The organism is Sphingomonas japonica (assembly GCF_006346325.1).
In the GTDB taxonomy this organism is placed as follows: Bacteria; Pseudomonadota; Alphaproteobacteria; order Sphingomonadales; family Sphingomonadaceae; genus Sphingomonas; species Sphingomonas japonica.
Map to the genome: position 1 here is coordinate 268,071 of NZ_VDYR01000002.1, position 25,250 is coordinate 293,320.

Below are 25,250 nucleotides of genomic sequence, written 5' to 3' on the forward strand. Positions count from 1 at the left end.
AACAGCATGTGGGGCGGGCGCTTCGCCGAAGGCCCGTCCGCGGTGATGCGCGAGATCAACGCCTCGATCCCGTTCGACCAGCGCTTGTGGCAGCAGGACATCGCAGGGTCAAAGGCGCATGTCGCGATGCTGGGAGCGCAGGGCATCATCGATGCGGCCGACGCAGCGGCGATCGGCGAGGGGTTGGACACCGTGGCGGCCGACTATGCGGCCAACGGCGTGCCGATCGACCTCGCACTCGAAGATATTCACATGGTCACCGAAGCCAGGCTGGCCGAGGCGATCGGCCCGGTGGCGGGGCGGCTGCACACCGCGCGGTCGCGTAACGACCAGGTCGCGACCGATTTCCGGCTGTGGGTGCGCGATGCGATCGACGCGGTCGATGCCGGGCTGGGAGCGTTGCAGCACGCGCTGATCGCGCGCGCCGAACAACATGCCGCCGACGTGATGCCGGGCTTCACGCATCTGCAGAGTGCCCAGCCGGTGACGCTGGGGCATCACCTGATGGCGTATCACGAGATGGTCGCGCGCGACCGCGGCCGGTTCGCCGATGCGCGTCGCCGCCTGAACCTGTGCCCATTGGGGTCGGCGGCTTTGGCCGGGACGGGATTCGCGATCGATCGCGATGCCACCGCCGCCGCGCTCGGCTTCGACGGACCGACCCGCAATTCGCTCGATGCGGTCAGCGACCGCGACTTCGCGGTCGAGTATCTGACCGCCGCCGCGCAGGCCGCGCTGCATCTGTCGCGGCTGGCGGAGGAGTTCGTGATCTGGGCGAGCCAGCCGTTCGGCTTCGTGTCGCTGTCCGACCAATGGTCGACCGGCAGCTCGATCATGCCGCAAAAGCGCAATCCCGACGCCGCCGAACTGGTGCGCGGCCACTCCGGGCGGATCATCGGGTGCCTGATGGCGCTGATGATGACGATGAAGGGCCTACCGCTCGCCTATTCGAAGGACATGCAGGACGACAAGCCGCCGGTGTTCGAGGCGCACGACCTGCTGGCGCTGTCGATTGCGGCAATGACCGGGATGATCGAAAGCGCGACGTTCCGCACCGACCGCATGCGCGCCTTGGCGGAAAGCGGCTATGCGACCGCGACCGACCTCGCCGACTGGCTGGTGCGCGAGGGCGGGGTCCCGTTTCGCGAGGCGCACCATATCACCGGCGCGGTGGTCAAGCGCGCGGAGGAACAAAATTTGCCGCTCGATCAGTTGCCGATCGAGGATCTGCGCGCGATCGATGCGCGGATCGACGCGCGCGTCTATGATGTGCTGAGTGTCGACGCGTCGGTCGCGAGCCGCACCAGTTTCGGGGGCACCGCCCCGGTACGGGTGCGCGAGGCGGTCGCGGCGGCGCGGCAAGCGCGAGCTCAGGAGGCATGATGCGCTCACTCGTTCCGATCGCGCTCCTGGCGCTGCTGGCCGGCTGCGGTGCGCGCGGTGACCTCGAACCCGCCGAAGGTCGCGCCCTGCCGCCTGCCCCCTATGGCGCGGAGGAAATCCCGACGCCCGACGATCTGCTGACCCCGTCGACGCAGGCGCGTCCGACGCGCAGCGACGAACTGCTTCAGGATTCGAGCGAGCGGGATAGCGATCCGTTCGACCTGCCGCCCGACTGATGGACCATTTCGCGCTGAAGCACGGCGTGTTGCACGCCGAGGACGTGCCGCTTACCGCCATCGCGGATGCGGTGGGCACGCCGGTCTATGTCTATTCACGCGCCACGCTCGAACGGCATGCCCGCGTGTTCGCGGAAGCCGTGGCAGGGGTCGGCCCGCACCATATCGCGTTCGCGGTCAAGGCCAATCCGAACCTCGCGGTGCTGCGGGTGCTCGCCAGGGCAGGCTATGGCGCGGATGTCGTCTCACAGGGCGAGATGCGACGCGCGCTGGCGGCGGGGATGGACCCGGCGGGGATCGTCTTTTCGGGCGTCGGCAAGACCCGCGGCGAACTGGAAGCGGGGCTGCGCGCGGGGATCGGGCAATTCAACCTCGAGCTCGAGGAAGAAGGCGTCGTGCTGGGGGAGATCGCCAGCGGGTTCGGCGTGCGCGCCCCGGCGACGTTGCGCGTCAATCCCGATGTCGATGCAGGCACCCATGCCAAGATTTCAACCGGCAGGGCGGAGAACAAGTTCGGCGTGCCGATTTCCGACGCGCCGGCGATGTTCGATCGGCTGGCACGTGTCGATGGGCTCAATCTGCGGGGTGTCGCGGTGCACATCGGCAGCCAGCTCGCCGACCTCGCGCCGCTGGAGTCCGCGTATCGGCGGGTCGGTGAACTGGTCGGCGCCTTGCGCGCAGCCGGACATGTGATCAGCCATGTCGATCTGGGCGGCGGGCTTGGCGTGCCGTATCGGCCGGGCGACGTGCTGCCGACGCCTGCGGAGTTCGGGGCGATGGTCGAACGGGTCACGCGCGGCTGGGATGTGACGCTGATGTTCGAACCCGGGCGGGTCATCGCCGGCAATGCCGGGGTGCTGCTGACGCGGGTGATCTGGGTCAAGCCGGGAGTGGCGCGGCCCTATGTCATCGTCGATGCGGCGATGAACGATCTGGCGCGGCCGGCCCTGTACGAAGCCTATCACGACTTCGCGGCGGTCGAGCCGAACGGCGCGACCTTTGCCGCCAACATCGCCGGGCCGGTGTGCGAGAGCGGCGATACTTTTGCGATGGGCCGCGTGATCGACTGCGTCGGGAACGGCGATCTGGGCGTGCTGCGTACCGCCGGCGCGTACGGCGCGACGATGGCGTCCACCTATAACAGTCGCGCGCTGGTGCCGGAGGTGCTGGTCGATGGCGACCGGTTCGCGGTCGTCGCCGATCGCATCGAACCCGCGACGATCCTGGCTGCCGAACGCGTGCCCGAATGGCTGAAATGAACGGCGCCGCGCTACCCGTGACGCTCAACCTGTCGGGCATGCCGGTATTGCTGCTGGGGAAGGGCGCAGCGGCGGACGCCAAGCGGCGGCTGCTCGAAAGGGCAGGCGCGACGATCGCCGACAGCCCAGATCGCGCGCGCGTGGCGATCGTGGCGATCGACGATGCCGACGCCGCGCGCGGCGAGGCGCTGGCGCTCAAGGCGCGCGGCCTGCTGGTCAATGTCGTCGACACGCCCGAATTGTGCGATTTCACGGTTCCGGCGATCGTCGAGCGTGCGCCGCTGCTGGTCGCGGTCGCGACCGGCGGTGTGTCGGCCGGCCTCGCAGCGGCGGTGCGCCAGCGGATCGAAACGCTGCTGCCGGTGGGGCTGGGCGATCTCGCGCGGCAATTGCATGCTGCCAGATCGGAACTGCGCGCGCGCTTCCCCGATGGCGGCGAGCGCAGGCGCGCGATCGGGGCGGCATTGGCGCCGGGCGGTGCGCTCGACGTGCTGGCCGATCACGACGGCGGCGCGGTCGCTCGCTGGCTGGCCGAGGACGGGCAGGCGCCGGCCGATCGCATCGAGGCGATCACGCTCGCTTCGCCCGATCCCGACGAACTGACATTGCGGAGCGCGCGGCTGCTTGGACAGGCCGACCGCGTGTTTCACCGCGCCGACGTCCCGCTTGCGATCCTCGACCGCGCGCGCGCCGATGCCGATCGCATCGTCTGCGACGCGCTCCCGGCCGATCCGGGTTCTGGCCTGTCGATCGACCTGTCGGTGTCGGCATGAGCGGGTTCGCGTATCGCGTCGTCGGCGGCAAGGCGACCGCGATCCCCGTCGACGAAGCGCGCTGCAACGGCGGCGACCTGATCTGGGCGCATCTCCACACCCGCGACGACGAAGCCCGGCGCTGGCTTGCCGACAAGGCGTCGCTGCCCGATGTCGTCGTCGACGCGCTTACCGCGACCGAGACCCGCCCGCGCTGCGACGCGGTCGGCGACGGCGCGATCCTCAACCTGCGCGGGCTGTCGTCCGACGACATGGTGGCTTCGGACCCGCTGGCCTCGGTGCGGATCCATGCCGAGGCGAATTGCGTGATCTCGGTCACGCGCAAGTCGATGGAAGCGCTCGCGGTGGTGCGTGCGGCGATGGAGGCAGGCAGGATTGGCGATCCCGGCGACCTGATCGTCGCCTTTGCAGGCGCGATCACCGAGGAGCTCGATCCTGTCGTCGCCGATCTCGGCGACACGCTCGACAGTTGCGAGGAAGAACTGGGGCAGGAGAATGTGTTCGAGCTGCGCCGCACCGTCGCGCATACGCGCAGCGATGCGATCGGCTATCGCCGCTTCCTCAATCCCCAACGCGCCGCACTGGAGAAGCTGGCGCAGCTTCCCGCCGACTGGCTGACCGACGAGGATCGCCTGCACCTCGCCACCGCCGCCGACCGCGCCGCGCGCATGGCCGAGGAGGTCGAAAGCATCCGCGAACGTGCCGCACTGATCCACGAGGCGCTGATCGACCTGCGCGCCGAACAGATCGATCAGCGTACCTTGGTGATCTCGATCGTCGCGATGGTGTTCCTTCCGCTGACCTTCCTGACCGGGCTGCTCGGCATGAACGTCGAGGGGATACCCTTCGCCCATGCGCCCTGGGCCTTCTGGGGCGTGGTCGGAGTGTCGGCGCTGCTGTCCGTCGTCATCGCCGGTTATTTCGTCCAGCGGCACTGGTTCCGGTAATCCCGCCGCCTTTAGCTGCCGCCAGGCGTTTTATCAGGCCGCCTTGAGCTGCCGCCAGGCGTCGGCAATCTCGGCGATGTTGGCAGCGGCGATGCGCAGCGGGGCGGGGTCCTGGCCGACGCTGGCATCGATTACCGACTGGCGCGTGCCCGCATACAGCGTCGCCAGCGTGCGCGAAACTTCGCCGCCACGCTCGAAATCCAGGCCGTTTTCCAGAGCGAACAGGATCGCGATCGCGCGCGTGATTCGCTCGCCCTTGAGCTTGAAATCGCGGTGCTCGGTCGCCCAGGCAGCAACGCCCAGCGCGCGGATGAGTTCGGCATAGAGCAAATCGACCAGCGCATGCCCGTCGGCACCGCCAGTGCGGCCGGCGAGGTCGATCGAGCGGTACGTCGCCTCGGGCGAGGCGAGCAGGGCGGAAGCATAGCGCGCCATCAGTTCTGGCTGTTCCAGGCGTCGATCTGCTGTTCGAGGAAAGTCTGGGTCGATTTGTACGCGGCGACCTTGGCATCCATGCTGGCGAATTGCTGGGTCAGCCGGGTGCGCATCACCTCGGCCGCATCGCTTGCCTTCAGCTGCTGATCGACAAGCAGCGACTGCGCCTTGGTATAGCGCGCTTCGCTGGCGCCCAGTCCGAACTTGGTGCTCGTCACCTGCGCCGAGATTGCGTTGAGCGCCGCCGACAGGCCCTTTTCGCTGGCGCCCGATGATCCGGGGGCGAACATCGCCTCGACGCTGCCGGGATGGTTGGCGAGGACCTTGGCGAGCTTGCCCGTATCGACCGACAGCGTGCCGTCGCGATTGGTCGTCACACCGATCTCGGCAAGGTTGGTCGGTGCGCCGTCGGCACCGGCGGGGATCAGTTCCGTCAGCGTCAGCGCGCGCATGCTTCGCAGCATCGTCTGCGCCGCCGGGTCGCTGCGCAGCGCACCCGAGATGCTGTTGGTCTGCTCCTTCACCATCGCCAGCAATTCGTTGTAGGTCGTCACCACGTCGGTGACGGCCTGGCGCAGATTCGCGGTCGGTGCGCTGCTGCCCAGCGCGATCATCGTGCCGGGCTGCGCGGTGACGAGGTCGATCTTGACCCCGTCGATAAGGTTGTTGATCGAATTGCTCGCGCGCTTCAGTGCGACGCCATCGACCGCCACGATCGCGTCGCGCGCCGCCGAGCCGATCGTCGTCCCCGATGCGCCGACTCCCACGGTGAGCGCCGACAGCCCCGGTGCGGAGCCGTCTTCGGTCGCGGACAGCGTGAACGCCTGCGATTCGCCGGTCGCGCCCTTGAGCACCAGCCGCGCGCCGTCGGCGTCGCTCAGGATACTGGCGGTGACGCCGGCGCCCTTGGCGTTGATCGCGCGGGCGATGCCGTCGAGCGTCGAATTGCTGTCGTCGATGACGATGTCGATCGCCGCCGCGGATCCGGCCGCAAAGCCGGTCATCGCTCCGTCCGCCACGGTCGCGGTGCCGAACTGCAGCGTCAGCATGCCCTTGCCCACGACCGCGGTGCGGTCGGCGATCGGCGCGGTGCTGGCCGACTGGATCGCGGCGATCTGGCGGACTTCGATGGTCGAGTTCAGCGCGCCGGCGCTGCCGCCTGCCAGCTTGGAGACCTTGACGACGGATTCGTTCGAACTGGTCGGCTGCGTCGCCAGGCTGCCGCCGCTGACCAGCGACGCCAGCGCGGATGCGAAGCCGCTGATCCCGCTCTTGAGCGTCGAAACACCCGATATCTGGGCGGCGAGCGCTTCGCTGCGCTGGGTCAGCGTCTCGTTCTTGACCGCATATTGCGCGTCGACCAGCGAGCCGACGAGTTCGGAGATGTTGATCCCCGATCCAGATCCGAGCGTTTGCGTGATTGAATCGACCATCAGATGCTCCGGACCAGCGCTTGTCCGTCAAACGACCGCCGCGGCGAAAGGTTAAGGGGTTTCATGCCGGTTGCAGCTTGTTGCCATGCTCGTCGAAGCGCGCCGACGGCGGTACCGAGACCTGCGGCTGGGCCGCCTCGGCATTGAGGCCGAACACGAAGGCGAGCACCGTCGCGATCGCGAGGTAGAGGTCGTCGCGCACCTCCTGCCCCTCGCGGCTGGTATAATAGACCGCGCGGGCGAGTTGCGGATATTCGAGGATCGGCAGCGCCATGTCGCCGGCGAGTTCGCGGATGGCGAGCGCGGTCGCTCCGCGGCCTTTGGCGACCACCACGGGCACCTGGTCGCGCCCGGCTTCGTAGCGCAGCGCCACCGAGAAATGCGTCGGGTTGGTGAGCACGACATGCGCCTCGCCCAATGCCTTGCGAAAGCCGCGCTTCATCACCTCGCGCTGGCGCTGGCGGATCGCGCCCTTGGCCTCGGGCGAGCCTTCGCTTTCCTTGTGCTCGTCGCGGACTTCCTGCTTGGTCATCTTGAGCTTGTTGATGCGCCGGACGATCTGGATCGGCAGATCGATCCCCGCGATCAACGCCATTCCGGCCGACATCGCGATCATCAGCCCGACGAACGTGCCGCCCAGTTCGCTGACCGCGCGATCGAGATCGGACGACACCAACCCTATCGACTGGTGCGACGCCGCCATCAGCATGTACCAGCCGATGACGCCGAGCAGGATTGCCTTGAGCAGTGATTTGCCGAGCTCGATCCAGCCGGTCGGGCCGAACATCCGTTTGAGGCCGGCGCCGGGATTGATGCGGCTCGCCTTGGGCGCGAACAGCTTGCCGTTGAAGCGCAGCGCACCCAATCCGGCCTGGCTGAGGATCGCGGCGACGAACGACAGTGCCAGCAGTCCGCCAAGCGACGGTGCGAGCCGCCATCCGGCTTCCGCCAGCGGGCGGAACGGCTGAAAATCTTCGACATCGCCGCGCCCGAACGAAAAGCTCGCAGCCATGACGGCCTTGCACGCCGAAATCAGCGCGGGACCGAGCATCACCATCCATGCGCAGCCGACCAGCACCACCAGCGCCGCGGCGAAATCGCGCGAGCGAAGGACGTCGCCTTCGTCGAGCGCCTTTTGCCTGCGCTTCGGGGTTGGGCTTTCGGTTTTTTCGCCCGATTGCTCCGCCATCAGCCGAGCACCAGGCTACGCAGCGCGGACAGCGCCTCGGCAACGATGACCAGCATATAGTCGCCCATCGCCGGCATCGCGACGAACAGCGACACCACCCCGACCAGCAGGCTGGCGGGCAGGCCGACGGCGAACAGGTTGAGCGAGGGGGTCGAGCGCGACAGCATGCCGACCACAAGGTTGAGGCACAAAAGCAGGAACCCGACCGGCAATGCCAGCAGCAGTCCGGCCATGAACGCATAGCCACCGAAGAAGGCGATATCGCGCAGCTTCTCCGCCCCCAACCATGCCTGGCCCGGCGGCAGCAGCGTATAGCTGTCGACCACCAGTTCGACCAGGACGAGGTGCCCGTCGACCGACAGGAACAGCAGAATCATTAGTACCGACAGGAAGGTGCCGAGCGCGGGCGTGGCGGTGCCGTTCTGCGGATCCACCATCGCCGCAAAACCGATGCCCATCGACGATCCGATGACTTCGCTCGCCACGAACGGCGCGGCGAACGCGATCTGGAGGATGAAGCCGAGCGACAGCCCGACCAATGCTTCCGCCGCGATCGACAAAAAGGTCGTGAGCGCGAAGATCTCGGCGGGCGGGGTGATCGGCGCGACGTTCATCGCCAGGATGCCGATCGCCGCGGACAGCAGGATGCGCACCTGCACCGGCACGGCGACCGCGCCGAACACCGGCGCGGCGATGAACGCTGCGCCGACCCGCACCATCGTGAAGATCAGCGTCCACAGCTGCGGCTCGATCGCGAGGCCGAACCCGAGCATCGCCTAGCGCACCAGATCAGGAATGCGTTCGAAGATGCTGGTGGTGAAATCGCCGAGCAGGCCCAGGATCATGCCGCCGAAGATGACCAGGCTGACCGCGACGACGATCAGCTTGGGAACGAACGACAGCGTCTGTTCCTGGATCGACGTCGCCGCCTGAACCATGCCGAGGATCAGGCCCGACAACAGCGCCGGCAGCAGGATCGGCGCCGATGCCAGCGCGAGGATCCACATCGCTTCGCGCGCGACGGTCAGAAAATAGCTCGAGTCCATTGCCGCTAACTCACGAAACTGTTGGCGAGGCTGCCCATCGTCAGTGCCCAGCCATCGACCAGCACGAACAGGAGAAGCTTGAACGGCAGCGAGATGATCGTCGGCGACAGCATCATCATGCCAAGCGCCATCAGCACCGTCGCGACGACGAGGTCGATGACGATGAACGGCAGGAAGATCAGGAAGCCGATCTGGAACGCGGTCTTGAGTTCGCTGGTGATGAAGGCGGGCAGGAGCACCGAGAAGGGGACGTCTGCGGGATCGGCATATGGGCCGCTCTTGGCCATCTCGGCAAACATCGTGATGTCCTTGACCCGCGTCTGCTTCATCATGAATGCGTGCAGCGGGACGCCGGCCTGCTCGATCATCTGCGTCGCGCCGATCTGACCGGCCGAATAGGGCTGGATCGCGGTCTGGTTCATCTGGGAGATCGTCGGGGCCATCACGAACAGGCTGAGGAACAGCGACAGCCCGATCAGCACCTGGTTCGGCGGCGTCTGTTGCAGTCCCAGCGCCTGGCGCAGCACCGACAGCACGATGATGATCCGCGTGAAGCTGGTCATCATCAGCAGCAGGCTGGGCAGGATCGTCAGCAGCCCCATGATGATGAGGACCTGCAGCGACAGGCTCAATGGCGCGTCGCCGCCGCCAAGGTCGCCCAGCGCGCGATCGACCGCGTCGCCGACGCCGGGCGCAGCGGGAGCGGCGGGCGGCGCCACGGTCTGCGCGATCGCCGGCTCGGCGATCACCGCGATCATCAGCAGCAGTCCGCACAGCACTGCCATGCGGCGCAGGAGCAGGGAAATGGTCACTACTCGCCCTTGTCGATCAACGCGACGCCGCCGCGGCTGACCGATACGAGCAGCTTGCGGCCTTCGAATTCGAGTACCGCGAGCCGCGTGCCGGGCGAGATCATCATCGTCTCGCGCACCTTGAGCATCTTTTCGCCCTGGTTGCCGGGCATCCGCGTCTCGAGCTTGCGCCACAGGTAGAGGCACCCGATCAGCAGCCCGCAGACCAGCGGGAGCAGGATCACCAGTTTCAGGATATACGACCACATCATCAGCGGGCGACGCGCTTTTCCGGGCTGACCAGCTCGGTCATGCGCACGCCGAAGCGCTCGCCGACGGTGACGACTTCGCCGCGGCCGATCAGCGTGCCGTTGACGAACACGTCGAGCAGTTCGTTCGAATGGCGGTCGAGCTCGATCACGCTCGATTCGCCGAGCGCGAGCAGTTCGCGCAAGGTGAGCGAGGTCGAGCCGATCTCCACGGTCAGCTTGACGTCGACGTCCTGGAGCAGGCGGAAATTGGCGGCCACTGCCCCGTCCACCGGGAAACCGCCGGTCATGTCGTTCATTGGAAGTCCTCTTCGTCGAGACGTTCGAGCTGATGGATGCGGATCGCGGCCTTGCCGTTCGACGTGCCGACGACGCCGGTACCGAGCCGATTGGCAGCGACCATGATCGGCACGAATTGGCCGAAACTGATCGGAATGACGTCGCCTTCGGTGAGTTCGAGCAGGCGGCCGAGCGAGATGGTTGGTTCGGCGAGAACCGACCGGACCTCGAAGCGCACGCCCATCGCGGCGCGGGTCAGGCCGTTCTGCCATTTCGGTTCGGGATCGGCCGACCGGCCATGGACCTTGGCGTTGATCGACGGGCCGTGCGGCTTCAGTCCCGCGACCGGATAGACAATGTCGAGGAACACCGGCTTGACGCCTTCGGGCGCAATGCCGAAACGGCTGACGATCATCGCGTCGTCGCCGTCGAGATCGGCGAGCATGGACGCGTTCAGTTCGACATTGCCGACCGCGAATTCGATCCGGGAGACCGGTTCCCAGGCGTTGCGCAGCGGGCCGGTGATCTGGCCCGCGATACGCTTGACCATGGTTTCGGCCGCCGGAGAGAATTCGCCAGGCAGCGGGTGTGGAGCATCGCCGGTGCCGCCGAAGAACAGGTCGAGCGCCTCCAGCGCGAACTTGCCGTCGATCACCATGAGCGCCGCGCCATTGCCGGGCACCATCGTCATCGGCACCCAGCCGGTCAGTCCCGGCTCACGCTCGGCGACATAATCGGCGAAGCGCTGCACCACGATCGGCTCGACCCAGCTGCGCACGCCCTTGCGCAGCATCGGCTCGAACACGCCGCGCAAGCTGCGTGCGAGCCGGGTCGAGAGGTGCTGGAGCGTGTGCAGGTCGCCGAACGGATTCAGGTTCGCCGCGCCCAGCGTGGAGACATGCTCCGCGCTGGTGCGCTGGCGCGAACGCCGGTCGGCCGATGCCGTGGTTGCGGTGCTGTTAACCATGCACCGTCACTGAACAACAAAATTGGTAAAGTAGACGTTACCGACGCCGCCGAAACCTTCCTTTTCCTTCAGCGTCGCGTTGATGGCGGCGGCAAGGCGCTTCTGCAGTGCGGTCTTGCCCTGGGTGGTGAAGACGGCTTCCTCGTCGGTCTCGCCGAGCGCCATCAGCACAGCCGAACGCACGGCAATCTCGTGCGTCTTGATGTTTTCGATGACGCGATCGTCATAAGGCGTTGACACCGCGATGCCGACCTGGACGAAATGGACGCTGTCGAGGAGGTTCGAGGTGAACTCCTTTTCCATCGCGTAATAGTTCGACGCATATTTGTCGCCGCCCGAACCCTTGGGGGTGGGCATGCCCTCCGCCTTGGCGGCTGCGCCTTCCTCGCCGCCCGATTCGCCTTCGGGCGCGGCGGCGCGCTTCTCTTCGTCCTTGGGGACGAGGCGCGGGGTGTCGGCCTCGGCCTCGGCATGATCGCCGCCGCCAAGGTTGCCGCTGGCATAAAGGCCGCCGGCGACCCCGCCGCCGAGCAACGCGATCGCGCCGACGCCGATCAACAGGAATTTCATCAGCTTGCCCTTTTTCTTGGCGGGCGCGGCAGTTTCGGGCGTGTCACTCATCTTGGGTTCCTTCGTCATGCTAGGCGGTCGGTCGGCTCGGCCGCGTCATCGGCGGCCGGGGTGGCGGGAGCGGGCGTGCGATTGGCTTGGCCCTGCGGTTCGGGTTGGCGCTGGTGCTGCGCGTTCGATTGCGCGGCGTTGCCGCCCAAATCGACTTGGGTCTGGCCAAGCCGCAGCCCGCGCGCGTCTGCGATCTCGGCCAGCCGCGGCACGGCGTCGGCGAGCAGCGTGCGCGTCGCCGCGGTCTCGGCCGTGAAACGCAGGTTGGTGGTGTCGCCATCGCGTTCGATCGCGATCTCGACGCTGCCGAGCTGGTCGGGATTGAGCCGCACGCGCGTCTCGCGGCGTTCGATGCCGACAGCGGCGGTCAGCATCTCGATCCGGTCGATCATGTCGCCCATCCAATCGGCGCGGCTGGTGTCGAGCGTGGCGGCGGCGGCGGGTGCAATGATCGAGGATGTGGTCGACGAAGACGACAGATCGATTCCGGCGATCATCGCCAGTTCGGCAACGCTTCCGCGTGGAGCGGGTTTGTGGCGAACGGTTTCGACCGCGGCGAACACGGCGCTGGCAAAAGCCTGGCCGGCGGGAACGGCGACCGGTTCGGTGCGCGGCATTGAAGCGGGTGCCGGAAGGGCACTTGGAGCATCGACAGCAGCATCGCCGCGTACCGTCACAGGTGTCCGGACCAACTCCGCACCATCGAGCGGAGTCGGTGGTACGGCCTGGATCGGCGATGCGGGGACGGCGACCGAAGATGCCGGCGGGGGGACTGGAGCGGATGGTGCAGCCTCAACTGGCGCTGCTGTGGCCATCGTCGCAAGTCGAGTTGGATGCCCGGAAGCAGCCTGGAAAATGGATCGAGGTCGAATTGCAGCTATGCTGCTTTCGATGGCTTGAAGCGCCACATGCTGCGATGTCCGGCGGGGGCCGGATGCGCGGCCATCGGCGGCTAAGGAATCGGGGTGCGCGATAGAATGGATATCGGGCAACGCTGCTGGCCGTGGCGCGTGGTTGGCCGACATCGACGGCAGTTGTGCCGGAGTTGGCAGCAGCGATGCGTCAAGCGCCGCAGTCCGGCCGATGCTAGTCGTCCCGCGTTTTAGCGAAGCGGTTGGAGGTGCTTGCGCCAGAGGGGGCTCGGGCTGCGACCGAACAGCGCCGTCCGTCGCCACCCTAGATTTCCGATCTGCCGTTGCTGGCGAACCAGCGGTTTCGCCCGGTGCCGTGTAGCGGGTCGAAGCGGTCGCTTCCCGCGCTTCCGGAACGGACGCCTGCGCGCCCGGAAGGGTTTCGGCACCGGCGACAATCGCCGCATCGGCGGCCGAGCTTCGCATGTTCCCCACCTCGGCAAACGTCGGGGCCAGCCTTGGGAGCGGTGCATCGTCGATCCCGAGCGCGGGCGTGCGGATTGCGGCCGCTGCGGGAGTAACGGGCACATCCGGCGCAGCGGGCTGGGGCAGACCCTGCAACGCGATTTCGGGCGGAAGACCAAGCGGCGCGGTCGCGGTGCGATCGTCGGTCTCGACATCGGCGCCCGGATCGGCGTCTGGCGTGTCCGGATCCGCATCGACCTCGGAAGCGGGGGGCGCGATGGTCTCGGGCAGAGCTCTGACGGGTTGGACAATCTCGGGCGGCGGAAAGGACCGGTCGAGGCTGTTTGCAGGCAAATCTTTGGCCGTGGCTGCGGACTCGCCGGCCCCGGGCGCGGCGCCTTCATCGTTCGGCAGCTTGATCACATCGCTTTGCGGGTCCGGTGCGACCGTCCCTCGAATGATTCCGGTAATGCGCAACGCGAGCGCGATCGGAGCGGGGGATACGGTATGGGGCTGGCTTGTACCGTCGTGGCCTGGATGCGCCGCTGGATGCGGGCTGTCTTCGGCCAGAGCGGGCGGCACAAGGTCTAGCGCTTCATCATCGGCGATCAGGCGGGCGGCCGTCGGCGCAACCTCGGCGCTTGTCGTCGGCGCATCCGGCAATGGCTTGCCGGTTTCGGCAAGCGGCTGCCGTGCGTTCGCGGGAGCTGCACCCGGCAGCAATACCCCTGCCAGCAGCAGCGAGAAGTCGGGCGCGCCGGCGAAGCCCGCGGGCGCGCGGATCGCGCCTGGTGCGACACTCGACAGCAACGCCGTGATCTCGGTCATTCGGTAATCCCCGCTTCGATACCCGCATGGGGTTCAGCAAGGATCGTGCCGGTTCCGGCTGGATGTCGGCGGCAGGGCCTCCATCGCGCGCAACGCCTTGAGCGCGGCGTCGGTATTGGCGCGCGCGATCAACTTTTCGACCGCCGACTGGTCGCGCCTGGCATCGATCGTGCGCTCGCGCGCCTCGACCAGCCCGCTTTCGGCGGCGGCGACGCGCTGCTCGGCGGCGGCGGCGGTCTGGTGGAGGCGGTCGCGATAATGCGCGGCGGCGATCAGCGAGGTCGCGAAGTCGGATTCTGGACGCGGGGCCACGTCGGCGGCCAGTTGCGCAATGCGGTGTTTCAGCGCGGTCTCGCTGGCGACCCGTTCATGCGCCTGCATTTCGGACGCCCGCACCATCCCCAGCTGGAGCGTGCGCACGCGCAGCAGGCGGTCGAGTTTCTTGGCGGAGCGCTCAGCCATTGGTCTTGGACCAACTAACCGTCGCCGAACACGCCGGTCAGCTCGGTGACGGCGTCGTCGAGCGTCACCACAGCATCGGCATCCTGGCGGATATAGTCGAGGATCGTGTCGTGGCAGGCGATGGCGGTGTCGATCGCGGGGTCGGCGCCGGCGCGATAGGCGCCCATCAGTACCAGGTCGCGATTCTCCTCGTAGGTGGCGAGGTGGCGGCGCAGCACGCGCGCGGCTTTTACATGCGCTTTGCCGGCGATGTCGGTCATTACCCGGCTGACCGACGGGCCAAGGTCGATTGCCGGATAGACGCCGCGCTCGGCGAGGCTGCGCGACAGCACGATATGCCCGTCGAGGATCGAGCGCGCCGAATCGACCACCGGGTCGTTGCCGTCGTCGCCATCGGCCAGCACGGTGTAGATCGCGGTGATCGATCCGCCGGAGGAAACGCAAGTACCCGCGCGCTCGATCAGGCTGGGCAGCATCGCGATCGCCGATGGCGGATAGCCGCGAGCCGATGCCGGTTCACCCAGCGCCAGCCCGATCTCGCGTCCGGCGTGCGCGACGCGGGTCAGCGAATCCATGATCAGCAGGACCTTCTTGCCCTCGGCGCGAAACGCCTCGGCGATCGCGGTGGCGCGCAGCGCGCCGCGGATGCGCAGGACGGGCGAATGGTTGGCGGGGACCGCGACGACGACCGAACGATCGCGCGCGGCACCGAATATCTTGGTCTCGAGAAAGTCGGCGACTTCGCGGCTGCGTTCGCCGATCAGGCCGACGACGACGACGTCCGCTTCGGCGGCGCGCACGATCATGCCGAGCAGCACCGACTTGCCCACGCCTGAGCCCGCCATGATGCCGACGCGCTGGCCCTGGCCGATCGTCAACAGTCCGTTGATGGCGCGGACGCCCACGTCCATCGGCTGCAGGACGCGGCCGCGGTCGAGCGGGGATTGCAGCTTGCCCGCGAGCGGCCAGCTGGCGGCGCCGCGAATCGGTCCCTTGCCGTCGATCGGTTTGCCCGCGCCATCGACGACGCGGCCGAGCATCGCCGGGCCGACCTGCGCCTCGCCAGGCGCACCGATCGGACGGACGGGTGTGTTTGGGAGCAGCGCGGCGGGGCCGCCCAGGTTCATCATCAGGGTGCGACCGGCGCGAAAGCCGATCACTTCGGCCTCCACGCGCTGTTTGGTGCCGGCGCCGATCTCGCACACGGTGCCGACCGGCAGCGACAGTCCGATCGCTTCCATCAGCAGGCCGTCATAGGAAGCGAGCCTGCCGGACACGCGGGGTCTGGCCACGAAATCGCGGCAGCCCAGCGTATCGAGATATTCTTCGGTGAAACGGTTCAGCATGCGGGTGGAAGCGGTGCGTGTTCGATGGCGTCGGTCAGCTGCTCGATCCACAATTCGGGACCGTCCTCGACGACGGTCGTCGCCGATTCCAGCACGAAGCTGCCGCGTTGGACGCCGATATCGCCTGCCGCGAACACCGATTTGGGAAGCGCGCCTTCGACCAGCGCCATGTCTTCGGGATGGAGGCGCAGCACCGCGGCCTCGGCACTGTCGGCGAGCAGATCAATCGCACTTTCGATCCGGGCTTCGAGAAGCGCCGGCGCGACACCGATCTCGCCGACCAGCCGGGTGACGAGGTGGAGCACGGTGGTGCGCAGATGCCCCGCCAGCCGGTCGCGGTCGATGCGGCTCGCGCCGGTCAGCGCTTCGGCAAGCCTGCCGGTCAGCGACTGGTCGCGGGCGAGTTCGGCGGCGGCTTCGGCGCGGCCTGCGTCGAGGCCTTCGATATAGCCTGCAGCCTGCGCAGCCGCGATTGGATCGACGAAGTTCGTTTCCTGCGCTGGACTGCTGTCGAAGACGTCCCAGCCCTCGGTGGGATTGCTCTCCGCATCGGCAGGAGAGAAATGCTTGGGCCCGGCGGGTTCGGGGCTGAATCCCTTGGGCGCAGCAGCGGCGGGCTTCGGACGTGGGCCGCGCACGATCGATTCGATTGGCGCGAAATCGTCGGGTGGGCCGAACACGCGAGCGAGCGCGGCGGACGCGGAATCGTGGCGGCTGGCGAAGCCCGCTTGGAAGCTATGCATGTTTTTGCGCTCCGCTGAGGTGGCGCATCGGCCCGCGATCAGACATAATCGTCCTCGCCCCCGCCCATCATGATGGTGCCGTCCTTGGCGAGATTGCGGGCGATCGCGATCACCAGCTTTTGCGCTTCGAGCACTTCGGTCAGGCGCATCGGCCCGCGTTCTTCCATTTCGTCGCGGATGCCGTCGGCGGCGCGAGCCGACATGCAGCCCAGGAAGCGGTTGCGCGCTGCTTCGTCGACGCCCTTCAAGGCGCGGACCAGCGTATCGCTCTCGATGTTGCGGATCAGCGTGCCCAGATTCTTGTCGTCGAGGTCGAGCAGGTTCTCGAACACGAACATCGCTTCCTCGATCGCCTTGGCGACCTCGCGGTCGATCTTGGCGAGCTTGGGCATGACGCGCGTTTCGGTCGCCTTGCGCGCGCTCGACAGGATCTTGGCCGCGTCCTTGGTGCCGCCGAGCTGCAGCCCGGCTCCCTGGGTGTGGCCGATCCGGTTGGACAGCGCCGCCTTCAGCGTCTCGATCGCCTCGGGCGTGATCGGTCCCAATCGGGCGATGCGGTGAAGTATCTGCGGCTGGATCGCGTCGGGCAACAGTTCGAATACCTGCGCGGCGATCGCAGGGTCGAGATTGGCGATCAGCACCGCGGCGATCTGCGGGTGCTCGCTTTCGACCAGTGTCGCGATCTCGGGCGCGTCGAGCCAGTCGAGCAGGTCGATCGCACACGCCGCCTCGGGCGGAGTGATGCGCGCGAGCACGCTTTCGGCCTTTTCCGGGCCGAGTGCGCGGTTCATCATCGCCCCGATCTTGGGGCGCGGGTCGAAGCCAATCGCGGTGCGGTCGCGTGCCTTGCCGATGAAATCGTCGAGTACGTCTTCGACTTCGGCCTCGCTGACATCGGCGACGGCGAACATCGCCTTGCCAAGCTGGCGGACTTCTTCGGGCTCCAGCTTCTGCAGGATTGCGGCGGCTTCTTCCTCGCCGACCAGCATCATCAGCACGGCGGCGCGCTCGGACCCGGTATAGGCGCGCGGCAGCCCGGTGGTGATCGCATTCACGAGGCGTCGGCCTTGATCATGTCGCGGACTGCCAGCGCGGCGCGCGCGGGATTGTCGCGCGTGAAGCCGCGGACCAGCCCGACCCGTTCGTCATAGCCGCGGGCCTGCGCCAGCCGGTCGATACTGACCGGGGCCTGGCCGGGCGTCGTCTGTTCGGTTGCCGAGGAGTGCGATCCGTCCGGCCCGGCAAGCGCCGCACGCTGTGGTGAACCGGGCTCGTCGCGATTCTTCCCGACCATCTTGAGTAGCGGACGCACGCCGAGCAGCAGGACGAGCAGCGCGATCACCAGCGCGGTGCCGTTGCGCGCCACCATCGGCACCCAATCGGCCTCGTACCATGACGGTCCCTCGCCATCGATCGCCGAGGCCGAGAATTGCCGGCTGATGACGGTGACCTGGTCGTTGCGCTCGGCGCTGAACCCGACTGCGGCTTTGACGAGGTCGTTGATCTGCTTGATCTCAGCGGCGCTGCGCGGCTTGCCGCCTTCGGGATCGCGCAGCAGGACGGCGACCGACAGTCGCTTGATACCGCCGGGAGCCTGGCGCGTGACCGAGATCTCCTTGCCAAGATCGTATGCGCGGGCGAATTCCTCGCTCGCCTTGGGCAGCGCCGCACCCGCGACCGGAGGAGCGGCAGGCGCCGCGGCGTTCGGATCGACACCGGCTGCGGCTGCCGCCTGTGCTGCGGGATCGGTCAGCGTGCTGGGTGCGGGAGCGGTGTTCGACAGCGCGCCGGGGATGCCGCCGGGGGCCTGTTGGCCCGACGCACCCGACCATTGGCCCTGTTCGGCGCGGATCACGCCTTCCTTGTCATAGGTTTCGCGCGTCGCCTGGCTTTCGTCGAGATCGACCTCGGCCTGGACTTCCGCGCTGAAATTATCGGGGCCGACCAGCGGCGTGAGCAACGTGGTCAGCTGGGCGCGATACTTATCCTCGATGCGGCGCTGGATCTCGATGCGTGCGTCGCCGGCTTCGCCGATGCCGCCGCCTTCCTCGGGACGGCTGAGCAGTGCGCCCATCTGGTCGACGATCGTCACCGCGTCGGGCTTCATGCCCGGCACCGACGATGCGGTGAGGTTCACGATCGAGCGGACCTGCGCTTCCGACAACGCACGCCCGGCTTCGAGCCGGACAATCACCGATGCGGAGGGCGAGGCGCGATCGCGCACGAATACTGAGCTTTCGGGCATGGCCAGGTGGACGCGCGCATCGGCGACGCTGTCGATCTCCTCGATCGAGCGGGCCAGTTCGGTCTCGCGCGCCTGGCGCAGCCGCTCGCCCTCGACCGCGCGGCTGACACCCATCGGCAGGTCGTCGAGGATTGCGTAGCCGCCGGGGGCCGCCTTGGGCAGGTCCTGGCTGGCCAGCAGCATGCGGGCGCGGTGATAGTCGTCCTCGGCCACGGTGAGCGCGCCCGACTGGTCGAACGCGTTGTCGATCTGGGCGGCGCTCAGCGCCTCGCTCACCGCGCCCTTGTCGGCATCGGTCAGCTGGGTGAACAGCACGCGTTGCGGCGGGGTCTGGACGAGCATCCAGGCAAGCGCTGCGGCAGCGATCAGCCCGACCATCAGGATCATCGGCAGCGCGCGCTTGAATGCGGGCTGGGCCATGAAGCCGGAGACCTGCTTGAGCGGGTTGTCGAAGCGACCGGCGAGGCCGGAGGGGGCGGCGACGGGCTTGCCGTCAATGGGAGCGAGGATCTGGCTCATCGGATTATACCGGCATGCTCATGATGTCCTTATAGGCGGACAGGAGTTTGTTGCGGACCTGCAGCGTCGCTTCGAACCCGACCGAGGCCTGCTGGCGGGCCAGCATGACCTTGGCGATGTCGATGGTCTCGCCGCGCTCGTACGAGGCCGACAGGTCGGATGCCTGGGCCTGCGCCGAATTGACGTTCTTGAGCGCGCCCTCGAGCACGTCGCCGAAACTCGCAGCGCCGCCGGTGGTGGCCGGCGCCGGCGCATCGACGCCGGCATTGGCACGCGACAATGCGGCGTTGCGTTCGAGGATCTGCGAGCGCATCGCCATGATGCGATCGACGCTCATCGCGCCGCCGGGACCTGAAATGCCGCTCATGCCGACGCCCTCCGGTCGGAGATGTCTTCACCCTGCTCGCGCGCCTTGGCGAGCCGGTAGCGCAGCGTGCGTTCCGAGATGCCGAGCCGCCGCGCGGTCTCGATGCGGCTGCCGCCGCATGCCGCCAGGGTCTCGCGGATCGCCTGGAATTCGGACAGCTGGACGATGTTGCTGAGCGTCGCAGGTTCGTCGCGCTCGACCAAGCGCGGCGCGGGCCGCGAGGTGCGGTCGAAGATGATGTCATGGGCTTCGATGCTGTCGCCGCGCGCCAGCAACATCGCCCGCTGGATGACGTTTTCGAGCTCGCGCACATTGCCGGGCCAATCGTGATCGACCAGCATGGCCAGCGCATCGTCGGCGATCCATGGCAGGCTGGTACGGTCGCGGCCGTGGCGCACGATCATCGCGGCCGCCAGCACGGTGACATCGGCAGGACGCTCGGCAAGCGGACGGGTGGCGAGCGGAAACACGCTCAGCCGGTAGTAGAGATCGGCGCGAAAGCGGCCCGCCTCGACTTCCTCGTGCAGGTCGCGGTTGGCGCAGGCGATGATGCGCACGTCGATCTTTTCGGGGGTGGTGCCGCCGATCGGAACGACCTCGCGCTCCTGCAGCGCGCGCAGCAGCTTGGCCTGCAGCCCCAGCGGCATCTCGGCGACTTCGTCGAGCAGCAGCGTGCCGCCGTTGGCTGCGCGGAAAAATCCCTGTCCGCCCGACGATGCGCCAGTGAACGAGCCCTTCTGATGCCCGAACAGCATCGCTTCGAGCATGGTCTCGGGAAGCGCGGCGCAGTTGATCGCGATGAACGGGCCGTTCGCGCGCGGCGACCGGTTGTGGATGGTGCGTGCCAGCACTTCCTTGCCGGTGCCGGTCGGGCCGTTGATGAGCACGGTGATGTCGGACGCTGCGACCCGCTCGGCCAGCGCCAGCAGCGCAAGGCTCTCGGGATCGGCAGCGATCGGGGCATAGGAGGGCTGAAGCAGCGCGGCGGCGAAGCCGTTGGCGAGCGCGCGGTCCGCTGGCGCATAGCGCAGCAGCGCGGGCTGGCCGTCACTGAACGGGCGCACGCAGCGCTCGCCCTGGGCGAGCACGAGGCTGCGGGCAGGGACGGCGGCGGCATCGCTTTCGACCAGTACATGGAGATCGCCCGCCTCCGCGCGGACAGCATCGATTGGCTGGCGGTCGAGCCCTTGCGCCCGCAGCGACGACAGCAGCGGATAATGATCGCGATCGGCCCCCGCCGATGACAGCAGTCTGTGCATGAAATTTCCCCCTGGCGACGCTGATGGACGGTCGTTGGTAAATGCCGGGTAAATTTTGCCGGTCGGGTGGCAATTATTTGCCTCAACGGTCCGGGCCCGTACGCGCGCGCGAGGGAGCGGGGCACAAACCGGCCGCCGATCCTGCCTTGCGATTTTTCGCTTAAGTCCAGAGCCGGGCGGCCGTTCCTCGCTGTGACTGCTCGAGCTCCCGCAGTGGGGGGAAGCGGGCGGTTCACGCAACCGGAGATACAATCATGTCTGTAATCGGAACCAACATCGGCGCGCTTCGCGCCTCGAACGCCTCGACCAAGGCGAACGACATGCTCAAGATGAGCATGGAGCGCCTGTCGACCGGCAAGCGCATCAACTCGGCCAAGGACGATGCCGCCGGCCTCGCCATCGCCGCATCGATGACCTCGGACATCCGCGGTATGAACCAGGGTATCCGCAACGCCAATGACGGCATCTCGATGGCGCAGACCGCGGAAGGCGCACTCGACGAAGTCACCAACATGCTGCAGCGCGTTCGCGAGCTGGCGGTGCAGGCGTCGAGCGGCACCTATTCGGATGACGACGTCACCAACATCGAAGCCGAGGTCACCGAGCTGCAGTCGCAGATCACCGACATCCTGACCAACACCGAATTCAACGGCAACAAGCTGTTCGACGGTTCGGCAGGATCCAGCGGCAGCGTCACCATTCAGACCGGCGCCAATGCAGCCGACACCGTGTCGCTCGACTTCGCCGAGCTCGACCTCGACGACGCAACGGCTTCCGACCTCTTCGACGATCCGTCGGGCGCACTCTCGACGATCGACGATGCGATCCAGACGGTATCGACGACGCGCGCCACGCTGGGAGCGTCGCAGAACCGCCTGCAGTCGGCGGTCAACAACCTGACCTCGAACGTCACCAACCTGTCGGATGCGCGCAGCCGCATCGAGGATACCGACTTCGCGGCGGAGACGACCGCGCTCGCCAAGGCCCAGATCCTGAGCCAGGCATCGACCGCGATGCTGAGCCAGGCGAACCAGAGCCAGCAGAACGTGCTGTCGCTGCTGCAGTAAGCATCGAAATCCGGCTCCGGCGCCTCCCCCCTACAGGGTGCCGGGGCCGGGTTCCTCGGAAGTAGCGAGGAACGAAACCAGGAAACCCCGGTGGCGCGTATCTGCCACCGGGGTTTTCGTTCGTCGCGAGCGCAGCTGTCGCTGCGAAGCGATCCAGGGCGGCATTTGCGATTTCCGCACGAACACGCCAGATGCGGCCCCATGATCGCCGACCAGCAAGCCATCCGCGCAGCCGCTCTCACCTCCAAGGCTTGGCCCTATGAGGAAGCCCGCAAGCTCCTGAAGCGCTTTCCCGCGGGAAAGCCGGGCGGCGAGGCGATCCTGTTCGAGACCGGCTATGGCCCGTCGGGGCTGCCGCATATTGGCACCTTCAACGAAGTGCTGCGCACGACGATGGTCCGCCGCGCCTTTGCCGAGCTCAGCGACCAGCCGACCCGGCTAATCGCGTTCAGCGACGATATGGACGGGTTGCGCAAGGTGCCCGACAACGTCCCCAACCAGGCGATGCTGACGCAGCATCTCGGACGCCCGCTGACACAGGTGCCCGATCCGTTCGGCAAGTTCGAGAGCTTCGCGCATCACAATAATGCGATGCTGCGCGATTTCCTCGATCGCTTCGGGTTCGAATATGAATTCGCGTCGTCGACCGACTACTATCGCAGCGGACGGTTCGACGATGCGCTTCGCGCCGTGCTGCGGCATTATGATGCGATCCTGGGCGTGATGCTGCCGACGCTGGGAGCGGAGCGGCGCGCAACCTACTCCCCGGTGCTGCCGATCAGCCCGCGCTCGGGCATCGTGCTGCAGGTGCCGGTCGAGGTGGTCGATGCCGATGCGGGCACCATCGCGTTCGAAGAGGCGGGGGAGCGGATTGAGCAGTCGGCGCTGGGCGGCATGGCCAAGCTGCAGTGGAAGGTCGATTGGGCGATGCGCTGGGCTGCGCTCGGCGTCGATTACGAGATGGCTGGCAAGGACCTCATCGATTCGGTGACGCAGAGCTCCAAGATCGCGCGGGTGCTCGGCGCCCACCCGCCTGAGGGGTTCAATTACGAAATGTTCCTCGACGAACACGGCCAGAAGATATCCAAGTCGAAGGGCAACGGCCTCAGCCTCGACCAGTGGCTGGCCTATGGCCCGCAGGAAAGCCTCGCCTTCTACGCCTATCGCGAACCCAAAAAGGCCAAGCAGCTTCACCTGGGCGTGATCCCGCGCGCGATCGACGAATATTGGCAATTCCGCGGCAATTACGAAGGCCAGCCGGTCGAACAGCGGCTGGGCAATCCCGTCCACCATATTCACGGCGGACCGCCGCCTGCTGAGACGCTACCGGTAACCTATGGCCTGTTGCTCAACCTCGTTGGGGTGATGGGCGACGCGTCGAAGGAGCAGGTATGGGGTTATCTTGGCAATTATGTCGCCGACGCCTCGCCCGAGACCTATCCCGCGCTCGACGCGCTGATCGACCACGCCATCGCCTATACGCGCGATGTCGCCGAGCCGCCGGTTCGCCGCGCACCCGAAGGGGCTGAAGTCGCCGCGCTGCGGCGGCTCGATGCCGAGCTCGCCGCATTGCCGGCCGATGCCGCAGCGGAGGACATTCAGAACATCGTCTACGAAATCGGCAAGACCGAAGGCTTCGAGACGCTACGCGACTGGTTCAGGGCGCTGTACGAGTCGCTGCTCGGCACCAGCCAGGGACCGCGGATGGGCAGTTTCATCGCGCTATACGGCATCGCCAACAGCCGCAGGCTGATCGCCGAGGCGCTGGCAAAGCACGGATAGGCCGGCCTAGGGGTCGCCCCCGTTGCGGCTTTGCCCGATTATCGTTGCCCCGCTCCGGTCACTCGGTAGGAAGGCGCGATAGCAAGAGGGCACGCATGGCGATCATACCTACCCGCACGCCGTCGGCGCTGCGCGACTTTTTGAAGAGCGAGGCGTCGGGCGGCATCATCCTGATCGTCGCCGCGCTGCTGGCGATGGTCGCGGCGAACCTTCCCGGCGTGTCGGAGCTCTATTTCGACTTTCTCCACTTCGTCACCGGACCCGAGATCAGCGCGAAATACGGGCCGATGACGGTGCATCTGTGGATCAACGACGGCTTGATGGCGATTTTCTTCCTGCTCGTCGGGCTGGAGATCAAGCGCGAGTTCGTCGACGGGCGGCTGGCGACGTGGGAACGGCGGCGGATGCCGGTGATCGCCGCGGTCGCCGGGATGGCGGTGCCCGCGGCGATGTTCCTGTGGGTTACCGGCGGGCGCTATGACCTCGCACCCGGCTGGGCGATCCCGGCGGCGACCGACATCGCCTTTGCGATCGGCGTGCTGGCGCTGCTCGGCAAGCGCGCGCCGACCTCGCTCAAGCTGTTCCTGACAACGGTGGCGATCGTCGACGACATGGGCGCGGTCGCGATCATCGCGGTCGCCTATACCGCGAGCATCTCCTCGATCGCGCTGGGCGGCGCTGCACTGACGCTGTTCGTCATGTATGTCTGCAACAAGAGCAACGTGCAGCGGCTGTCGGTGTATCTGCCGCTCGCGGCGATCCTGTGGTATTTCGTGTTCCTGTCGGGCGTCCATGCGACGATCGCCGGCGTGCTCGCGGCGCTGATGATCCCGGTCGCCAGGACGCCGGGTGCGCCCGATGCCGCGCATTCCCCGCTGCACCGGCTCGAGCACGCGCTGCATCCTTGGTCGGCCTATTTCATCGTGCCGCTGTTCGGCTTCGCCAATGCCGGGGTGTCGCTGGCCGGGATGGCGCCCGATGTGCTGCTTCTGCCGCTGCCGCTGGCGATCATCATCGGATTGTTTGTCGGCAAGCAGGTCGGCATCTTCGGCAGCATCTGGATTGCCGACCGGCTCGGCTTCGCGCCGCGCCCGCATGCCAGCTGGGCGCAGATCTACGGCGTCGCCCTGCTCGCGGGGATCGGCTTCACGATGAGCCTGTTCATCGGCGGCCTCGCCTATCCCGGCAACGAACTCTATGTCGATGAGGTCAAGATCGGCGTGCTGGTCGGATCGATCCTGTCGGCGGTGGCAGGGTTCCTCGTGCTGCGATTCGCACCGCAGCGGCGCACGTCATCGACACCGGACGAGCCTGACGACCGCGAGCTTACAGTTTCTCCGTGAGTTCTGGGACGATGTTGAACAGGTCGCCGACGAGGCCGATGTCGGCGACCTGGAAGATGGGTGCGTCTTCGTCCTTGTTGATGGCGACGATGACCTTGGAGTCCTTCATGCCGGCGAGGTGCTGGATCGCGCCGGAGATGCCGATGGCGATATAGAGTTCGGGGGCGACGATCTTGCCGGTTTGCCCCACCTGATAGTCGTTGGGTACATAGCCTGCATCGACCGCGGCGCGCGATGCGCCCACGCCTGCGCCCAGCCTGTCGGCGAGCGGTTCGATGATCGACGCGAAGTTCTCGCCATTCTGGAGCGCGCGGCCGCCCGAGACGATGATCTTGGCGCTGGTCA

At 67.2% G+C, this 25,250-nt stretch carries 27 protein-coding genes; 8 read left to right on the top strand and 19 right to left on the bottom strand.

What is annotated here, in order from left to right; genetic code table 11:
- Window positions 1–6: 6 nt before the first annotated feature.
- The 5 genes from argH to FHY50_RS13420 are packed head-to-tail and all read left to right on the top strand — an operon-like array spanning window position 7 to window position 4,598.
- Window positions 7–1,383 carry an argininosuccinate lyase gene (gene argH, locus FHY50_RS13400; protein WP_140231418.1) on the top strand — a complete coding sequence of 459 codons (1,377 nt, stop codon included), beginning with the start codon at window positions 7–9 and terminating at the stop codon, window positions 1,381–1,383.
- Complete coding sequence (locus FHY50_RS13405) at window positions 1,383–1,619, top strand: hypothetical protein (protein ID WP_420030890.1); 237 nt, start codon at window positions 1,383–1,385, stop codon at window positions 1,617–1,619. The genes argH and FHY50_RS13405 overlap by 1 nt, the downstream gene beginning before the upstream one ends.
- Window positions 1,619–2,878, top strand: a complete 1,260-nt coding sequence (lysA, locus tag FHY50_RS13410) for a diaminopimelate decarboxylase (RefSeq protein ID WP_140231420.1) — start codon at window positions 1,619–1,621, stop codon at window positions 2,876–2,878. The genes FHY50_RS13405 and lysA overlap by 1 nt, the downstream gene beginning before the upstream one ends.
- Window positions 2,875–3,651, top strand: a complete 777-nt coding sequence (locus FHY50_RS13415) for a precorrin-2 dehydrogenase/sirohydrochlorin ferrochelatase family protein (protein ID WP_140231471.1) — start codon at window positions 2,875–2,877, stop codon at window positions 3,649–3,651. Before lysA ends, FHY50_RS13415 begins: the two co-directional genes overlap by 4 nt.
- Window positions 3,648–4,598, top strand: a complete 951-nt coding sequence (locus FHY50_RS13420; protein WP_140231421.1) for a zinc transporter ZntB — start codon at window positions 3,648–3,650, stop codon at window positions 4,596–4,598. The genes FHY50_RS13415 and FHY50_RS13420 overlap by 4 nt, the downstream gene beginning before the upstream one ends.
- Before the next feature lie 33 nt (window positions 4,599–4,631).
- Here the strand turns inward: FHY50_RS13420 and FHY50_RS13425 are convergent, their stop codons facing one another.
- The 18 genes from FHY50_RS13425 to FHY50_RS13510 all read right to left on the bottom strand — a co-directional run bounded on the left by FHY50_RS13425 (window position 4,632) and on the right by FHY50_RS13510 (window position 20,713).
- Window positions 4,632–5,033 carry a flagellar export chaperone FliS gene (locus FHY50_RS13425; RefSeq protein WP_140231422.1) on the bottom strand — a complete coding sequence of 134 codons (402 nt, stop codon included), beginning with the start codon at window positions 5,031–5,033 and terminating at the stop codon, window positions 4,632–4,634.
- Complete coding sequence (gene fliD, locus FHY50_RS13430) at window positions 5,033–6,466, bottom strand: flagellar filament capping protein FliD (RefSeq protein ID WP_140231423.1); 1,434 nt, start codon at window positions 6,464–6,466, stop codon at window positions 5,033–5,035. The genes FHY50_RS13425 and fliD overlap by 1 nt, the downstream gene beginning before the upstream one ends.
- A gap of 61 nt (window positions 6,467–6,527) precedes the next feature.
- On the bottom strand, window positions 6,528–7,655 hold the full coding sequence (gene flhB / locus FHY50_RS13435) for a flagellar type III secretion system protein FlhB (RefSeq protein ID WP_140231424.1): 1,128 nt from the start codon (window positions 7,653–7,655) through the stop codon (window positions 6,528–6,530).
- Window positions 7,655–8,428, bottom strand: coding sequence for a flagellar biosynthetic protein FliR (gene fliR, locus FHY50_RS13440; protein ID WP_140231425.1), 774 nt, complete (start codon window positions 8,426–8,428; stop codon window positions 7,655–7,657). The genes flhB and fliR overlap by 1 nt, the downstream gene beginning before the upstream one ends.
- Window positions 8,429–8,431: 3 nt before the next feature.
- Window positions 8,432–8,701: a flagellar biosynthesis protein FliQ gene (gene fliQ / locus FHY50_RS13445; protein ID WP_140231426.1), complete on the bottom strand. Its 270-nt coding sequence runs from the start codon at window positions 8,699–8,701 to the stop codon at window positions 8,432–8,434.
- A 5-nt stretch (window positions 8,702–8,706) separates the two neighbouring features.
- Window positions 8,707–9,486 carry a flagellar type III secretion system pore protein FliP gene (gene fliP / locus FHY50_RS13450; RefSeq protein ID WP_140231472.1) on the bottom strand — a complete coding sequence of 260 codons (780 nt, stop codon included), beginning with the start codon at window positions 9,484–9,486 and terminating at the stop codon, window positions 8,707–8,709.
- 26 nt (window positions 9,487–9,512) lie between these two features.
- Entirely contained in the window at window positions 9,513–9,764 is a 252-nt protein-coding gene (locus FHY50_RS13455) for a flagellar biosynthetic protein FliO (protein ID WP_140231427.1), read from the bottom strand.
- Window positions 9,764–10,060 (bottom strand): flagellar motor switch protein FliN, encoded by a 297-nt coding sequence (fliN, locus tag FHY50_RS13460; RefSeq protein WP_140231428.1) that lies wholly within the window; start codon window positions 10,058–10,060, stop codon window positions 9,764–9,766. Before fliN ends, FHY50_RS13455 begins: the two co-directional genes overlap by 1 nt.
- Complete coding sequence (locus FHY50_RS13465; RefSeq protein WP_140231429.1) at window positions 10,057–11,007, bottom strand: flagellar motor switch protein FliM; 951 nt, start codon at window positions 11,005–11,007, stop codon at window positions 10,057–10,059. Before FHY50_RS13465 ends, fliN begins: the two co-directional genes overlap by 4 nt.
- A gap of 6 nt (window positions 11,008–11,013) precedes the next feature.
- Entirely contained in the window at window positions 11,014–11,628 is a 615-nt protein-coding gene (locus FHY50_RS13470) for a flagellar basal body-associated FliL family protein (RefSeq protein WP_140231430.1), read from the bottom strand.
- A gap of 14 nt (window positions 11,629–11,642) precedes the next feature.
- A complete protein-coding gene (locus tag FHY50_RS13475; RefSeq protein ID WP_180345157.1) occupies window positions 11,643–13,607 on the bottom strand; it encodes a flagellar hook-length control protein FliK in 1,965 nt (654 codons plus the stop codon).
- A 198-nt stretch (window positions 13,608–13,805) separates the two neighbouring features.
- Window positions 13,806–14,234, bottom strand: coding sequence for a hypothetical protein (locus FHY50_RS13480; RefSeq protein WP_140231432.1), 429 nt, complete (start codon window positions 14,232–14,234; stop codon window positions 13,806–13,808).
- Between the two features lie 14 nt (window positions 14,235–14,248).
- Entirely contained in the window at window positions 14,249–15,580 is a 1,332-nt protein-coding gene (locus FHY50_RS13485) for a FliI/YscN family ATPase (RefSeq protein ID WP_140231433.1), read from the bottom strand.
- Window positions 15,574–16,323, bottom strand: a complete 750-nt coding sequence (locus FHY50_RS13490; protein WP_140231434.1) for a FliH/SctL family protein — start codon at window positions 16,321–16,323, stop codon at window positions 15,574–15,576. Before FHY50_RS13490 ends, FHY50_RS13485 begins: the two co-directional genes overlap by 7 nt.
- A 38-nt stretch (window positions 16,324–16,361) precedes the next feature.
- Window positions 16,362–17,378, bottom strand: a complete 1,017-nt coding sequence (gene fliG / locus FHY50_RS13495) for a flagellar motor switch protein FliG (protein ID WP_420030891.1) — start codon at window positions 17,376–17,378, stop codon at window positions 16,362–16,364.
- Window positions 17,375–19,087: a flagellar basal-body MS-ring/collar protein FliF gene (fliF, locus tag FHY50_RS13500; protein ID WP_140231435.1), complete on the bottom strand. Its 1,713-nt coding sequence runs from the start codon at window positions 19,085–19,087 to the stop codon at window positions 17,375–17,377. The genes fliG and fliF overlap by 4 nt, the downstream gene beginning before the upstream one ends.
- Window positions 19,088–19,091: 4 nt before the next feature.
- A complete protein-coding gene (gene fliE, locus FHY50_RS13505) occupies window positions 19,092–19,454 on the bottom strand; it encodes a flagellar hook-basal body complex protein FliE (RefSeq protein WP_140231436.1) in 363 nt (120 codons plus the stop codon).
- Window positions 19,451–20,713: a sigma-54 interaction domain-containing protein gene (locus FHY50_RS13510; protein ID WP_140231437.1), complete on the bottom strand. Its 1,263-nt coding sequence runs from the start codon at window positions 20,711–20,713 to the stop codon at window positions 19,451–19,453. Before FHY50_RS13510 ends, fliE begins: the two co-directional genes overlap by 4 nt.
- A gap of 254 nt (window positions 20,714–20,967) precedes the next feature.
- Between FHY50_RS13510 and FHY50_RS13515 the strand changes: the two genes are divergently transcribed.
- From FHY50_RS13515 to nhaA, 3 genes are all read left to right on the top strand, one after another.
- Entirely contained in the window at window positions 20,968–21,780 is an 813-nt protein-coding gene (locus FHY50_RS13515; RefSeq protein ID WP_140231438.1) for a flagellin N-terminal helical domain-containing protein, read from the top strand.
- A 201-nt stretch (window positions 21,781–21,981) separates the two neighbouring features.
- Window positions 21,982–23,562, top strand: coding sequence for a lysine--tRNA ligase (locus tag FHY50_RS13520; RefSeq protein ID WP_140231439.1), 1,581 nt, complete (start codon window positions 21,982–21,984; stop codon window positions 23,560–23,562).
- 95 nt (window positions 23,563–23,657) lie between these two features.
- On the top strand, window positions 23,658–24,905 hold the full coding sequence (gene nhaA / locus FHY50_RS13525) for a Na+/H+ antiporter NhaA (protein ID WP_140231440.1): 1,248 nt from the start codon (window positions 23,658–23,660) through the stop codon (window positions 24,903–24,905).
- Here nhaA and FHY50_RS13530 read toward each other — a convergent pair.
- Window positions 24,889–25,250: electron transfer flavoprotein subunit alpha/FixB family protein (locus FHY50_RS13530; protein WP_218975218.1), on the bottom strand; the 362-nt coding region annotated here is incomplete at its 5' end. The genes nhaA and FHY50_RS13530 overlap by 17 nt on opposite strands.